The 12,913-nt window shown below is 35.0% G+C and carries 12 protein-coding genes and 1 riboswitch; of the genes, 8 read left to right on the top strand and 4 right to left on the bottom strand.

Annotated features, from left to right (window positions below; genetic code table 11):
* Positions 1-147: 147 nt before the first annotated feature.
* On the bottom strand, positions 148-621 hold the full coding sequence (locus tag JOC59_RS00060; protein WP_205142756.1) for a low molecular weight protein-tyrosine-phosphatase: 474 nt from the start codon (positions 619-621) through the stop codon (positions 148-150).
* A gap of 111 nt (positions 622-732) precedes the next feature.
* On the opposite strand from JOC59_RS00060, the gene JOC59_RS00055 reads away from it, so the two are divergent.
* Positions 733-2,109, top strand: a complete 1,377-nt coding sequence (locus tag JOC59_RS00055; RefSeq protein ID WP_205142755.1) for a UDP-N-acetylmuramoyl-tripeptide--D-alanyl-D-alanine ligase — start codon at positions 733-735, stop codon at positions 2,107-2,109.
* A gap of 190 nt (positions 2,110-2,299) precedes the next feature.
* Positions 2,300-2,824: a DUF1836 domain-containing protein gene (locus tag JOC59_RS00050; protein WP_205142754.1), complete on the top strand. Its 525-nt coding sequence runs from the start codon at positions 2,300-2,302 to the stop codon at positions 2,822-2,824.
* A gap of 215 nt (positions 2,825-3,039) precedes the next feature.
* Here the strand turns inward: JOC59_RS00050 and msrA are convergent, their stop codons facing one another.
* On the bottom strand, positions 3,040-3,564 hold the full coding sequence (gene msrA, locus JOC59_RS00045; RefSeq protein ID WP_205142753.1) for a peptide-methionine (S)-S-oxide reductase MsrA: 525 nt from the start codon (positions 3,562-3,564) through the stop codon (positions 3,040-3,042).
* A gap of 363 nt (positions 3,565-3,927) precedes the next feature.
* Here msrA and JOC59_RS00040 point away from each other — a divergent pair, with 363 nt between their 5' ends.
* Both JOC59_RS00040 and rihC read left to right on the top strand, forming a co-directional pair.
* Positions 3,928-5,220 (top strand): NupC/NupG family nucleoside CNT transporter, encoded by a 1,293-nt coding sequence (locus tag JOC59_RS00040; protein WP_205142752.1) that lies wholly within the window; start codon positions 3,928-3,930, stop codon positions 5,218-5,220.
* Between the two features lie 87 nt (positions 5,221-5,307).
* The gene (rihC, locus tag JOC59_RS00035; RefSeq protein ID WP_205142751.1) at positions 5,308-6,222 is read left to right on the top strand and encodes a ribonucleoside hydrolase RihC; all 915 of its coding nucleotides are present in this window, start codon (positions 5,308-5,310) and stop codon (positions 6,220-6,222) included.
* A 100-nt stretch (positions 6,223-6,322) separates the two neighbouring features.
* On the opposite strand, the gene JOC59_RS00030 is transcribed toward rihC, so the two are convergent.
* On the bottom strand, positions 6,323-7,591 hold the full coding sequence (locus JOC59_RS00030; RefSeq protein ID WP_205142750.1) for an LCP family protein: 1,269 nt from the start codon (positions 7,589-7,591) through the stop codon (positions 6,323-6,325).
* A 235-nt stretch (positions 7,592-7,826) separates the two neighbouring features.
* Here JOC59_RS00030 and JOC59_RS00025 point away from each other — a divergent pair, with 235 nt between their 5' ends.
* The 4 genes from JOC59_RS00025 to serS all read left to right on the top strand — a co-directional run bounded on the left by JOC59_RS00025 (position 7,827) and on the right by serS (position 12,358).
* A complete protein-coding gene (locus JOC59_RS00025) occupies positions 7,827-8,288 on the top strand; it encodes a GNAT family N-acetyltransferase (RefSeq protein WP_205142749.1) in 462 nt (153 codons plus the stop codon).
* Positions 8,289-8,336: 48 nt separating this feature from the next.
* Positions 8,337-8,521: riboswitch (Lysine riboswitch) on the top strand.
* A gap of 109 nt (positions 8,522-8,630) precedes the next feature.
* Entirely contained in the window at positions 8,631-10,100 is a 1,470-nt protein-coding gene (locus JOC59_RS00020; protein ID WP_205142748.1) for an amino acid permease, read from the top strand.
* A gap of 325 nt (positions 10,101-10,425) precedes the next feature.
* Positions 10,426-11,064: a deoxynucleoside kinase gene (locus JOC59_RS00015; RefSeq protein WP_205142747.1), complete on the top strand. Its 639-nt coding sequence runs from the start codon at positions 10,426-10,428 to the stop codon at positions 11,062-11,064.
* 16 nt (positions 11,065-11,080) lie between these two features.
* Positions 11,081-12,358 (top strand): serine--tRNA ligase, encoded by a 1,278-nt coding sequence (gene serS, locus JOC59_RS00010; RefSeq protein ID WP_205142746.1) that lies wholly within the window; start codon positions 11,081-11,083, stop codon positions 12,356-12,358.
* A 147-nt stretch (positions 12,359-12,505) separates the two neighbouring features.
* On the opposite strand, the gene JOC59_RS00005 is transcribed toward serS, so the two are convergent.
* A partial coding sequence (locus tag JOC59_RS00005; RefSeq protein ID WP_205142745.1) for a transposase occupies positions 12,506-12,913 on the bottom strand: 408 nt, incomplete at its 5' end.

Here is a 12,913-nt window from a genome sequence, read left to right as displayed (position 1 = left end):
CAATTAATTAGCTTAATGTCAATGATAAATTAATTAAAAATTAAAATCAGATGAAAAATTGGTTATTAATTACTCAAAAAAATGTAAAAAGGAACAGTTAGTATTAGCTGCGTATGTTATTATAGGTATGCAATTTAATTTACCAAGTTATACTGATATATTTTGTTTAAATTTAGCAAACCATAGTGGCAAAGTTTCACTAAGTTGAGCAAAAGTGATGTCAAATCTTTGCGTATACCAAGGATCAGCAATTTCTACACCTTGCTTAGTAGGCACAATATCAAAAGCTAAGTGAATCTTTTGCACATCAAGCGGTGAAGGGGCCAGTGCTATTAGGTCACGCACATTTTGTTGATCCATTGTAATGATATAATCGGCCCATTGAAAATCGGTAGGTGTGATTTGCCGCGCAATAATCCCATCAAACGGAATATGGTGCTTACGTAGTTGCTGTTGGGTGCCAGGGTGGGGACGTTTCCCCATTTCCCAATTGGCAGTACCAGCTGAATCAACACTAATTTGTTCGGTCAGATGTTCATTAGTAATCATTTGACGCAACATTGCTTCGGCCATCGTGGAGCGCGCAATATTACCCAAACAGACAAATAAAATGTTTTGCATAGGTTTTACCTCAGTTTTTTGATATTATTAAAGTTAGCAAATTAAAATAAAAAATACAATGATTTATGATTGTTGGTTGATTTATGTATAAAAAGAGGATGGATATTTCGAATGAAGATAAAACTTTCTGAAGTTGCAACTGCAGTGCAAGCAACAAATAACATTACTGATTATGCGACAGTTGAAATTTCTTCAGTTGCTTTTGATAGCCGAGATTTAAAACCAGGCGCCTTATTTATTCCATTGGTTGCCGAAAATGATGGCCATGATTTCATTGAAGATGCTAAAAGAAATGGGGCGACTGCAACACTATGGGCTAAGGATCATATTGAGACAGCACCTAAGGATTTTCCGGTTATTTTGGTTAATGATACATTAGTCGGTTTACAAGATTTGGCACGGTTTTATTTAGACAAACTAAATCCAAAAGTAATTGCCGTGACTGGTTCTAATGGTAAAACGACAACTAAAGATTTAATTGCAGCTGTTACATCAACTCAATACAATACAATTAAGACACCGGAAAATTTTAATAATGAAATCGGGGCCCCAATCACGATTTTACGCATGGAAAAAAGTACAGAGGTTTTGGTTGTTGAACTTGGAATGGATCGGCCTGGTCAACTAGATTTTTTAAGTAAATTAGTTAAACCAGATATTGCTATTATTACCATGATTGGGGAAGCCCACATCGAATTTTTCAAAACACGTGATAAAATTGCCGATGCAAAACTTGAAATTACACATGGAATGAAAGAAAATGGATTATTTGTTTATAACGGGGATGAACCATTGCTTAAAGAACGGGCACAGTCGCTTAACATTGCAAAGAAGACGTTTGGCTTAACGAGCCAAGATAATGATTTATATCCACATGATATTGTGCCAGATGATTATGCCACAACTTTTAAAACCAATCAATGGCCAGAGTTGATGTTTACCATTCCATTATTGGGTGAATATAATATTGAGAATGCATTAGCGGCGTTGACAATTGGAATTGAACTGGGGATTTCACCTGAAAACTTACAAATTGCTTTACGAAACGTACCGTTAACCGCTAATCGAACACAATGGATGCAAATGCATAGTGGCACACGGGTATTAAGTGACGTTTATAATTCAAATCCAACAGCAGCTAAAGAAGTTTTAAAAGCCTTTAGTCGTGTAAAAACTACGGGCAAGCGCTTTGTTGTTTTGGGTGATATGTTAGAGTTGGGCGATGATAGTTTGGCATTGCATGCTAATTTAGCCAAGGAAATTAAAGAAAATGAAATCGATGGGGTTTATCTTGTGGGCGAGGACGTACGGGCTTTAGCACAAGAGTTAAAAACCACGACTAACATACCGGTTAAAGTATATAATGCTAATGATAAGCAAACGTTAGTTGCTGATTTAGCGTTACAATTGACAGCTAATGATATTATTTTGCTAAAGGCTAGTCATGGAATTCATTTAGAACAAGTGGTCCATGAATTAATGAAATAACCCCGATATTACAATATTTAACAAGTTATAGGATGGTTAATATACCAGCTATAACTTTTTTTTGTGAAATAAATGGTTGTATGAAAGAGGAATTGAGCTTTGTTTTAGATGACAACTAGTTTTAAAAACTATGTTAAAGGTGTATACTGAAAATTAAAGCAAGTTAATTATAAATAATGGGGTGACCATAATGGAGTATACAACATATGCAACTTGGAAAGATGGAATGCGAACAGTAAGTCTACCTAAGTGGGAAGAATTACCTAAATTTGATCTATACATGGATCAGCTATTAGAATTTGTCAATCAAACTCTTGCACCATTAGGAATTGATGAAGTAACCGCAACAATGGTTAATAACTATGTCAAAAAAAAGGTAATTTTAGCACCTATTAAAAAGAAGTATTCAGTGATGCAGGTTGCTGATATTATTTTGATTACAATGTTAAAGACGGTTTTTGCCCTAGATGTTATTCGGCAAGGCATGAATCAAGTAACAGTAGAGATGTATCCTAAACAAGCTTATGACTATTATATTGAGCATTTATTACGCGGCCTAGAACATATTAGTAATCCGGAATTGATTCAAACTGATGATGATTTAAATGCCGCGTTAATTGATGCAACTATTAAAGCATTACTAAGTAAAATGAATGCAGAGATGTTATTGTACTATCTTAATAAAGAAAAGCCTTTAAAGATGTTACAAAAATAGATTTTTTAATCCAAAATTGGCTAAAATAGCGATGGATAGAGCTAATTTGGCTATAAAAAATGAATCGTGTTAAAAAGCTAAGCCCAGGACGGTATACTTTTTAGCTCGATTCATTTTGTGTGGCGATAAATAGTGAGTTTTTGAAATGGACGCATGAGGGCCATAACTAGTAAGAAGCGTTCTTACTACGATAATTAATTTAGATTATGGATTAATTATTGCCAATATTGATTCAAAAAACTTTGCCGAGGAGCGTGTTCTGCCGCATAACGGCGTGGATCTTTTTTATAAAAATTTTGATGATATTCTTCGGCCTCATAAAAAGGCATTGCCGCTTCAATTGTGGTAACAATCGGTTTTGTAAATTTTTCAGCTTTGGCTAATTGGACTTTTGATGCTTCAGCAATGGCCCGTTGTTGAGGGCTATTAACAAAGATTACTGGCCGATAATTATCGCCACGATCTTGAAATTGACCACCAGCATCAGTGGGATCAGTTACTTGCCAGTAGGTTTTTACTAAATCATTGTATGTAAATTTAGTAGGATCAAACCAAATTTTGACGGCTTCAGTATGGCCAGTGGTATGGCTACAAACTTGCTCATAGGTTGGATTAGCAACGTGACCACCAGTATAACCAGAGCGAATTTTTAAAATGCCTGGCAAACTATCAAAAGGTTGAACCATGCACCAAAAACAACCGCCAGCAAAAATGGCAGTATCGATATTAGCATTATTCATTAAAATTCCTCCAAAGGGTATTATTGGCTAGTATAGCAAAAAAAGAACAATAACGGTATTTTTTTGATTAATATTCATAAAAAATGGATAATTACGAAGCACAAAATGTAAAATTGCAAAACGTTTTGCAAACAATGAACAGGATTTACTTAAAAAAATAATAAGGTCTTTTTAGTTGATTTATTAAGTTTTTACATTACTAATTTAATAAAGTTGAAAGCGCTACCGGAAAAATCTACTTGCAAGGTTTTTGAACTTTGGGTATCATTACAATTGTATATGCGTGTTAACGCTTATCAGGCAATTATTACTTTACGACTCAATTGAGTTAATTTTCGGTTTTTAAAGGAAAGGAATACAACTATGTATTTAGCAATAAATATTATTGGGGTTTTTGTCTTCTTGGGTGTTGCTTACTTATTTTCTAATAATAAAAAGCAAGTTCAATGGAGATCAGTCATTACAGTATTAGCAATTAATACTGTTTTAGCTTGGTTCTTTACAAGTTTTAGTATTGGACGTGATGCAGTTCAAGGAGCAGCTAATGGTTTTGAATGGTTAGTTGAAGCATCATATAAAGGGATTGCCTTTGCATTACCTAACTGGGTACCAGCGTCACTTGGAACACAAATTGGTGGTTCAATGCAGTCAGGATCAATGAACTTTATTACTTCAGCATTATTACCAATTTTAATGATCGTACCATTGTTTGATATTTTAACTTATATCGGAGTATTACCATTTATTATCAAATGGGTTGGTAAAGGATTATCATTCATTACGGGGCAACCAAAATTTGAATCATTTTTCGCCGTTGAAATGATGTTTTTGGGAAACACTGAAGCATTGGCAGTGTCACAACTTCAACTTAAATCAATGAAAGCACAACGGAACGTCACAATTGCGATGATGTCAATGAGTTGTGTTACGGCATCAATCCTAGGTGCTTATATTGGTATGATGCCAGGGGTTTATGTTATTACTGCAGTACCATTAAATGTTTTAAATGCGATTATTATTACAACGCTTCTTAACCCAGTTGAAGTTACACCAGCTGAAGATACAATTGCTAAGATTGGTTCTTCTGCTGATGCCGAGGTGATGGAAAGTGATGGTAAAAAAGAACCATTCTTCTCATTCCTTGGTGATTCAATTCTTGGGGCTGGTCGTTTGATTTTAATTATTATTGCTAATGTTATCGCATTCGTTGCGTTAGCATACATGATTGATCGATTACTTGGTCTTATTAACCCTAACCTTTCACTTGAAAACATTTTAGGTGTTATTATGTTCCCATTTGCTTATTTACTTGGCTTTAATCCAGAAGATGCCTTTAAATTAGCACGATTCATGGGTACTAAGCTAGTAACTAATGAATTTGTTGTGATGGGTGAAGTTTCTAAAGATGTTTTAGCAGCTGCTAAGAACAACTTCCAAAGTTCAGGTATGTACTCACGCCACTTTGTTGCTGTCTTGACAGTCTTCTTGACTTCATTTGCTAACTTCTCAACGACTGGGATGATTATCGGTGCGTTTAAGGGAATTGTTGATCGTGAAAATAACGATGCAATTTCTAAAAATGTTGGCTTGATGTTATTATCAGGAATCCTTGTTTCATTATTATCAGCTGCCCTAGTTGGTATCTTTAGTTGGTAAGATTTAATATAGTTTAGGATCGTAATTTAACGAGACGCAGACGATTAGTCTCGCGTCTCGTTTTTTATTAATTTAGGAGGAGTTTATATGTCTGACAAAATAAAAATTATCATTGATGCTGATCCGGGGATTGATGATGCGGCCGCTATTTCAATTGCTCTGAACAATCCACAACTAGATGTGCGGTTAATTACGACAGTGGCGGGGAACGTAACTGTTGATAAGACTACGATTAATGCTTTAAAGTTAGTGAAGTTTTTTGAAGCACAAGTACCAGTGGCCAAAGGAGCTGCACTACCATTGCTTAAACCATTTGAAGATGCTGCCCGAATTCATGGTGAATCTGGGATGCCAGGTTATGATTTTTCAGGATATGGTGAACCAATCAACAAGGATGCAGTTACGGCAATGTATGAAACGTTAATGGCGGAACCAACGCCAATTACGTTAGTACCAACCGGTTCATACACAAATATTGCGTTATTATTGCGATTGCATCCAGATGTAATTAGCAAGATTGAACGGATTGTGGCAATGGGTGGCTCAATTAGTGGTGGTAATATGACTAGTTCAGCGGAATTTAATGTTTTTACTGATCCGCATGCGGCTGAAATCGTTTATAAATCAGGAATTCCCGTGGTAATGATTGGATTAGATATCACCTTAAAAGCATTGTTAACAGCTCCATCAATTGAAAAGTTAAGTGGCTTAAATGAATCTGGTAAGATGTTGCACGCGTTGATTACACATTATGGTGATGGTGGTGAACAAAGGGTACCGATGCATGATGTGAATACGATTTTTTATTTATTGCACCCCGAAGCAATTACCACTAAAGAATATTGGGTTGATGTTGTAACGGAAGGTCCAGCTATCGGAGAAACTGTTGCAGATATTCGTGGTGCTTACCATGATGGGAAGACTAATGCGCAAGTTGCAATCGATATTGATACTGAATTTTTTAACGAATGGATGCTAGCTGAAGTGGCTAAAATGAAGTAAAAAATTAGCTAAGATGATTGTTTAGTATTTGATTTTAAATAACTAAAGCGCGGTCGAAATTAATTTTTCGACCGCGCTTTAGTTATTATTTTAATTGATTTTAATTGCTAGCTGAACTAGAAGTTGTTACTGTTGATGAACTAGAAGTTGTTACTGTTGATGAACTAGAACTAGAGCTTGTTGATGAACTACTTGAATTACCGTCACGCGCTGCATCAGTTGCTGCGGTTAGTGTTGCTTCTGAGTCAGGGATACTAATATTATTTGAGACAGTACCACCAAAACGGGCGCCTGTTTTAGCACTGCTTAAACCGAGTGATTTACGGATTACGTTAGTAACGCGTTGCTTTTCAGAAGTCTTAATTACTTCATAGGCAACCCCATTATAGTTATAGCTAGTACCTTGCATATGATCAGACTTAATGGTTTTTGTGGCAATTTTATAGGTTGAAGCAATTGTTACTAAATCATTGAAACTTAAACTAGTTTGCACGTTTTTAGTCATTGTTTCAAAGAAACCAGGTGTTAATAATGAGCTTAACGTACTTGATTCTTTAGCAAGAGCTGTTAAAACTAACCGTTGTCGTTTTTGACGACCATAATCACCTTGTGGATCAGTGTAGCGCATTCTTGAGAAGGCTAGGGCTGCTTTACCATTCATAACGTGATATGTTTTGAAGTTAATACCATCTTTAGCATATTGATATGAAGTTTTTCCTTTGAAAAACTTATATGTATAGGCTTTATGACTAGGTTGGTAAGTAAATGTCAGCGGTGACTTGACTTTAATACCACCTACTTTATTAATCATCGTTTTTAAGCCACCCATGTTGATTAAGGCATAGAAATCAATTGGAATATTTAAGAATTTTTGGACCGTTGAAATCGTTGTTTCTGGATGACCTTTGCCATTACCAGGGAATTCATAGGCTGCGTTAATCTTTTGTGGAAACTGGAAGGAAGTGTTAGCTGAGTTTGGAATGGAAACCATTGAATCACGAGGAATACTCATTAAAGTGGTTGTTTTGGTTTTTGGATTAATTGTAGCAACCATAATTGAATCAGTGCGACCAGTATATGTTCGGTCTAGGGAACCAGTATCAGTTCCCAATAACAAAATTGATATTGGTTTGCCATCTTTTAGAACTTGAGATACATTACGGGCTGATTTAAAGTTTTTCTTATTAAGATTGACATATGATTTGTTCAAGGCACTGCGCGCACTTGAATAGGTATAATAAAGATAGCCAGCTCCACTAGCAACAAAAATAGCAACAATTGCTAAAATAATATAGCGCCAAATATGCCTTTTTTTAACAGGTTTTTGATGTAACTTACGACGAGTTAGGTTTTCTGATTGATTATCCATTGGTATAAATCTCCAAGTTATTAAAAATGTGTAGCAGATGGTCAATATGTAGTAGTAATAAGGAATAGAGCAAGTTTAGATAAATATTTTTAAAATTAAGTCAATAAGTGCTAATCTAATAATTATAGCACTAGATTTAATTTTAAATAACAATAAATGTATTACAGGCTTAAATTTAATAAAATTTTATTAAGATTATTTTTAATAATCAAGACTTTTAATAAGGAATACAATAATGTGGACAATTAAAAAATTAGCTATGACTGATGCAGAAGGGTATAAAAATTTATTAAAAGATTATGAACTAGCAAATGCGGCGGGGTTTGTAGCGATTGACAATGCGATAATGCTTGATATGTTGTTTGTCAGTACACTTAAAAATGATATAACGTATTTAATTCTATTAAATCAGCAAACAATCGGAAGTATTAGCTTCAGTTTGAGTTTAGATTTTACGGGATATGAAGTTGGTTATATGTTAAAACAACAATATCGACATCAAGGGATTATGCGGCAAGCTTTTCCGCGAGCCTTGGAAGCATTTAAACAACTTAGACCAATGGCAACATTATTTGCTAAGGTACATGAAAAAAATAGTTATTCTAAAAGAATTTTAAGTAATAGTAGTTTTATGTTGTATAAGCAGCAGATCATTAATCAACAAGTAATCGAAATTTATCAAAAAGAATTACAATAGATCCTTGATTACTTAATGTTTTTTTAGTAAAATTAATTTATTATTAATTTAAGAGAAAGAGGTTGCAACCAACAATAGTAACTTATTTTTGAATGAGCGATTCAATAAAAATAGGTGAAAGGGGCGGTTGCCGAAACATGCTAAATTACGCTAATTTAGCATGTTGGGCTATCATTTAAGAGATGGTAGACTGTCGCAGCAAAATATGTCGGCTGCGGGGCGCTTATCGACAAATGGCTTGATAATTTATCAATCCCTTTGGCTAGTGCGAGTATTAGTCGAGGGGATTTTTTTATTGCAAGTTGCTCGTTGATAATCTTTCGCAAGAAAAGGAGCAAGTAGATGGCAGAAAACAATCTCGCAAATAATGTAAAACGGGAATTAAAAACACGGCACTTATCAATGATTGCTTTAGGAGGCTGTATTGGGACGGGACTATTTGTCGCTTCTGGATCAGCAGTTTCACAAGCAGGACCACTTGGTGCGATAACGGCTTATATTGCAATTGGTATTATGGTGTACTTTTTGATGACATCATTGGGTGAAATGGCAACCTACATGCCATTAACAGGCTCATTTGCAACGTATGCTACCAAATTTGTGGATCCAGCATTTGGTTTTGCGATGGGATGGAATTATTGGTTTAATTGGGCAATTACATTAGCAGTTGATGCCGCAACGGTAGGTGTCGTAATGAATTATTGGTTACCTGGAACACATCAATGGATTTGGTCGACATTAGCACTTATTTTAATTTTTGGTATTAATATTTTATCAGTTAAATCATTTGGTGAAACTGAATTTTGGATGTCAATTATTAAAGTAGTAACGGTTATAATCTTTTTAGCTGTTGGTCTGTTAACAATTTTTGGGATTTTAGGGACACATATTGATGTTGTAAGTAATTTAACAGCTGGACATACCGGTGGTTTTGTCGGTGGTTTTCCAGCAATTTTAGCCGTATTTGTTGTTGCCGGCTATTCTTTCCAAGGAACTGAGCTAGTTGGGATTACAGCTGGTGAATCAGCAACACCTGAAGAATCAGTGCCAAAAGCGATTAAGCAAGTATTTTGGCGTATTCTACTATTTTATATTCTTTCAATTTTTGTAATTGCAGCCTTAATTAGTTATAAAAATCCTGATTTGCTACGGGCAAATGAAGCACATGTGGCAATTTCGCCTTTTGCATTAGTTTTTAAGCGGGCTGGGTTGGCTGCGGCCGCTTCGATTATGAATGCCGTTATTTTAACATCGGTTATTTCCTCAGCAAATTCAGGTATGTATGCTTCAACGCGAATGTTATATGTGATGTCGCGTGAAGGGTATGCACCTAAGGTATTTGGTGAAGTTAATCGGCGAGGGATTCCGGTAGCTGCATTATTGGGAACAACTGCCGTTGGTTTGTTTACGTTTGTAACAAGTATTGTTGGCCCTGAGGCATATACTTATTTGGTTAGTGCTTCTGGTTTAACTGGTTTCTTAGCATGGGTTGGGATTGCCGTATCTCATTATCGTTTCCGACGTGCATTTTTTAGACAAGGACATTCAACAGACGAATTAATTTATAAGGCTAAATGGTTTCCATTTGGACCATTACTAGCATTGGTTTTATCTATTTTAGTGATTATTGGGCAAAATCTACATTCATTTGCTGTACTTGACTGGGAGCAAATTGTGATTACCTATATGAGTGTCCCATTATTCTTAATTTTATTTTTCTATTATAAGATTAAACATCGTACACACCTTATTCCACTAGATAAAGTTGATTTAAGTAAAACAAGTAAGTCTGAAAGTTATACGAAAAAATAGTTATTGACTAATTACCAATTATCAATTTGATATCTTAAGTAAGTCTGGGACATTTGAACCAGGCTTTTTTATTGCTAAAATTCTTGCTAGTAGTGCCAATTAACTTACAGATAACTTACTAATTATTTTGTCATAAACGTATAATTGGAGTAGAATTAGAAAGATAGCGATAGTCATTAGTTTTGGAGCATTAACTAGAAATAGTGAGTAAACATGATAGCTGTTATCCATAATTATTTTTACAGTTTATCGGTTTAAAGGTGCCTCAATCGGCTTTTTTTGCTATAGTTAGTAATATGATTATTGAAATAAAGAGGAGTTACTAATGATTGTTTTATCAGGGACCATCGGTGCAGGTAAATCGACGTTAACGAAATTGTTAGCTGAACATTTACATTCAAATGCTTTTTATGAAACAGTAGATGATAATGAAATTTTGAAACTGTTCTATGCTGATCCTAAAAAATATGGCTTTTTATTACAAGTTTATTTTATGAATAAACGCTTAAATTACATTCAAGAAGCACAAGATAGTGAATTGAACGTACTAGATCGCTCTATTTTTGAGGATGCACTATTGTTTAAACTAAATAGTGATTTAGGACGCGCAACTGAAGCGGAAGTTGAAATTCATCAAGCATTACTAGAGAATATGATGGAAAAATTACCTGGTATTGCCTCCAAGGATCCAGGGTTATTGATTTATATTAGAGTCTCGTTTGATACGATGTTACAACGGATAAAAATGCGTGGGCGTAGCTTTGAGCAAATTGATCAAGATCCTGATTTATATGAGTACTATAAAGAATTAACCAGTCGGTATGATGCTTGGTATCATAGCTATGATCGTTCACCTAAAATGATCATTGATGGTGACAAATTAGATTTTGTAGCTGATCCAGCTGCTGCCCAAGAAGTTTTGAAAATGATTGATCAAGAAATTAAAAATTTAAAACTAAAATAAAAGGAGTCACAAATTTATGTTAGATATGAAATTGGTTCGCACCCAAACGGAATACGTAAAGGAACGTTTAGCAACGCGTGGGGTTGCCGCAACAACGATTGATGATTTAATCGCGCATGATACTAAACGGCGGGAGGCGATTCAAGAAACTGAAAAGTTAAAAGCATTGCGGAATGAAGTTTCAGAAAGAATTGCAGTTGCTAAGCGGAATAAAGAGGATGCGAGTGCTGTGATTGCTGAAATGCAAACAGTGGGTACTAAAATTAAAGAATTAGATGCGGTAGTTGCTGAAAGTGAAGAAGCAATGCATGCGATTGCATCACATCTACCTAACATGCCTAAAGAAGGAATTCCAGTTGGGCCGGATGAAGCGGCAAATATTGAAATTCGAAAAGTTGGTCAAATTCGGCAATTTGATTTTACACCAAAACCACATTGGGAAATTGGGGAACAATTAGGAATTTTGGACTTTGAACGTGGGGCTAAGGTCGCAGGGGCTCGTTTCTTATATTATGTAGGTCAAGGGGCCCGCTTAGAACGAGCAATTTATAACTTTATGTTAGATGAGCACCAAAAAGAAGGCTACAAAGAAATGTTAACACCTTATATGGTTAACTATGATTCAATGTACGGTACAGGTCAATATCCTAAATTTGAAGATGATGCCTATCGGGTCGGAACAAATGAAGATATGACATTGATTCCAACTGCTGAGGTACCATTGACTAATTATTACCGTGATGAAGTTATTCCTGACGAAAAGTTACCAGTTTACTTTACTGCGGTATCACCATCGTTTAGACAAGAAGCTGGGTCTGCAGGCCGTGATACACGTGGATTAATTCGTTTACATCAATTTAACAAAGTAGAAATGGTTAAGTATGTTAAACCAGAAACTTCATATGATGAATTGGAAAAAATGACAACCAATGCGGAAAATATTTTACAAAAATTAGCTTTACCATATCACGTGATTAATTTATCAACTGGGGACATGGGCTTTTCCGCTGCTAAAACTTATGATTTAGAGGTTTGGATGCCTTCACAAGATGTATATCGTGAAATTTCATCAGTTTCTAATACCGAAGCTTTCCAAGCGCGGCGTGCACACATTCAGTATCGTGATGCTGATGGTAAGTTGCAATTTGTTCATACTCTGAATGGTTCAGGTTTGGCTGTTGGACGAACTGTTGCAGCCATTTTAGAAAATTGTCAAAATGCTGACGGGACGGTAGATGTCCCTGCAGTATTACAACCATACTTTGGAGCAGCAAAGATTACTAAAGAAGCTTAGTTATTAACTAACTAATGCAAGGATCCACTAAAATTACTTAGTTAGCTGTATAAGAGAAAAGCAAAAAAGACCGAATTTAACAAATTCTGGTCTTTTTTAGGCTCTTTGTCAAATGGTACTGATAGACTAAATAATTAAATTAATTTATTAAGCAACTAATTCATAATTTGGATTAGTTGTTTTTTTGTAATTTATTGCAAAATATGAATTTTTAAAGCTAATTAAAATACGCTGTCTGAAGTTTTCAAAATTTCTAAAACCGTATGCAATACGACTAATAACTTTTATTTTATTGTTAATTCCTTCTACAGGGCCATTAGAAAATCCGTATTCAAAACTATTAACAATTTCATTAAAGGAAGTTTTTATCGTCTTTTGAGCCCGTTTCATTTGTACAGGTAATGTATTATTAGCAACTATGGTTGCTAGTAAATAATCTTTATCGCGTTTTTTAATACCGAAGAGAATGTCTTGATAAAAAGTATAGGCAGTTTTTAAATCAATTGATAATGCTAAAATGCGATCAATAACTTCAGTGTCCGTTAATAGAGCATG

The organism is Periweissella beninensis, assembly GCF_016908275.1.
In the GTDB taxonomy this organism is placed as follows: Bacteria; Bacillota; Bacilli; order Lactobacillales; family Lactobacillaceae; genus Periweissella; species Periweissella beninensis.
This window is presented reverse-complemented; position numbering and strand designations above follow the sequence as displayed.

Coding starts and splice junctions, on each gene's coding strand:
- JOC59_RS00040 (WP_205142752.1), top strand. CDS start 3,928: ATGTATTTAGCAATAAATATTATTGGGGTTTTTGTCTTCTTGGGTGTT.
- JOC59_RS00015 (WP_205142747.1), top strand. CDS start 10,426: ATGATTGTTTTATCAGGGACCATCGGTGCAGGTAAATCGACGTTAACG.
- serS (WP_205142746.1), top strand. CDS start 11,081: ATGTTAGATATGAAATTGGTTCGCACCCAAACGGAATACGTAAAGGAA.
- JOC59_RS00060 (WP_205142756.1), bottom strand. CDS start 621: ATGCAAAACATTTTATTTGTCTGTTTGGGTAATATTGCGCGCTCCACG.
- msrA (WP_205142753.1), bottom strand. CDS start 3,564: ATGAATAATGCTAATATCGATACTGCCATTTTTGCTGGCGGTTGTTTT.
- JOC59_RS00030 (WP_205142750.1), bottom strand. CDS start 7,591: ATGGATAATCAATCAGAAAACCTAACTCGTCGTAAGTTACATCAAAAA.
- JOC59_RS00055 (WP_205142755.1), top strand. CDS start 733: ATGAAGATAAAACTTTCTGAAGTTGCAACTGCAGTGCAAGCAACAAAT.
- JOC59_RS00020 (WP_205142748.1), top strand. CDS start 8,631: ATGGCAGAAAACAATCTCGCAAATAATGTAAAACGGGAATTAAAAACA.
- JOC59_RS00025 (WP_205142749.1), top strand. CDS start 7,827: ATGTGGACAATTAAAAAATTAGCTATGACTGATGCAGAAGGGTATAAA.
- JOC59_RS00050 (WP_205142754.1), top strand. CDS start 2,300: ATGGAGTATACAACATATGCAACTTGGAAAGATGGAATGCGAACAGTA.
- rihC (WP_205142751.1), top strand. CDS start 5,308: ATGTCTGACAAAATAAAAATTATCATTGATGCTGATCCGGGGATTGAT.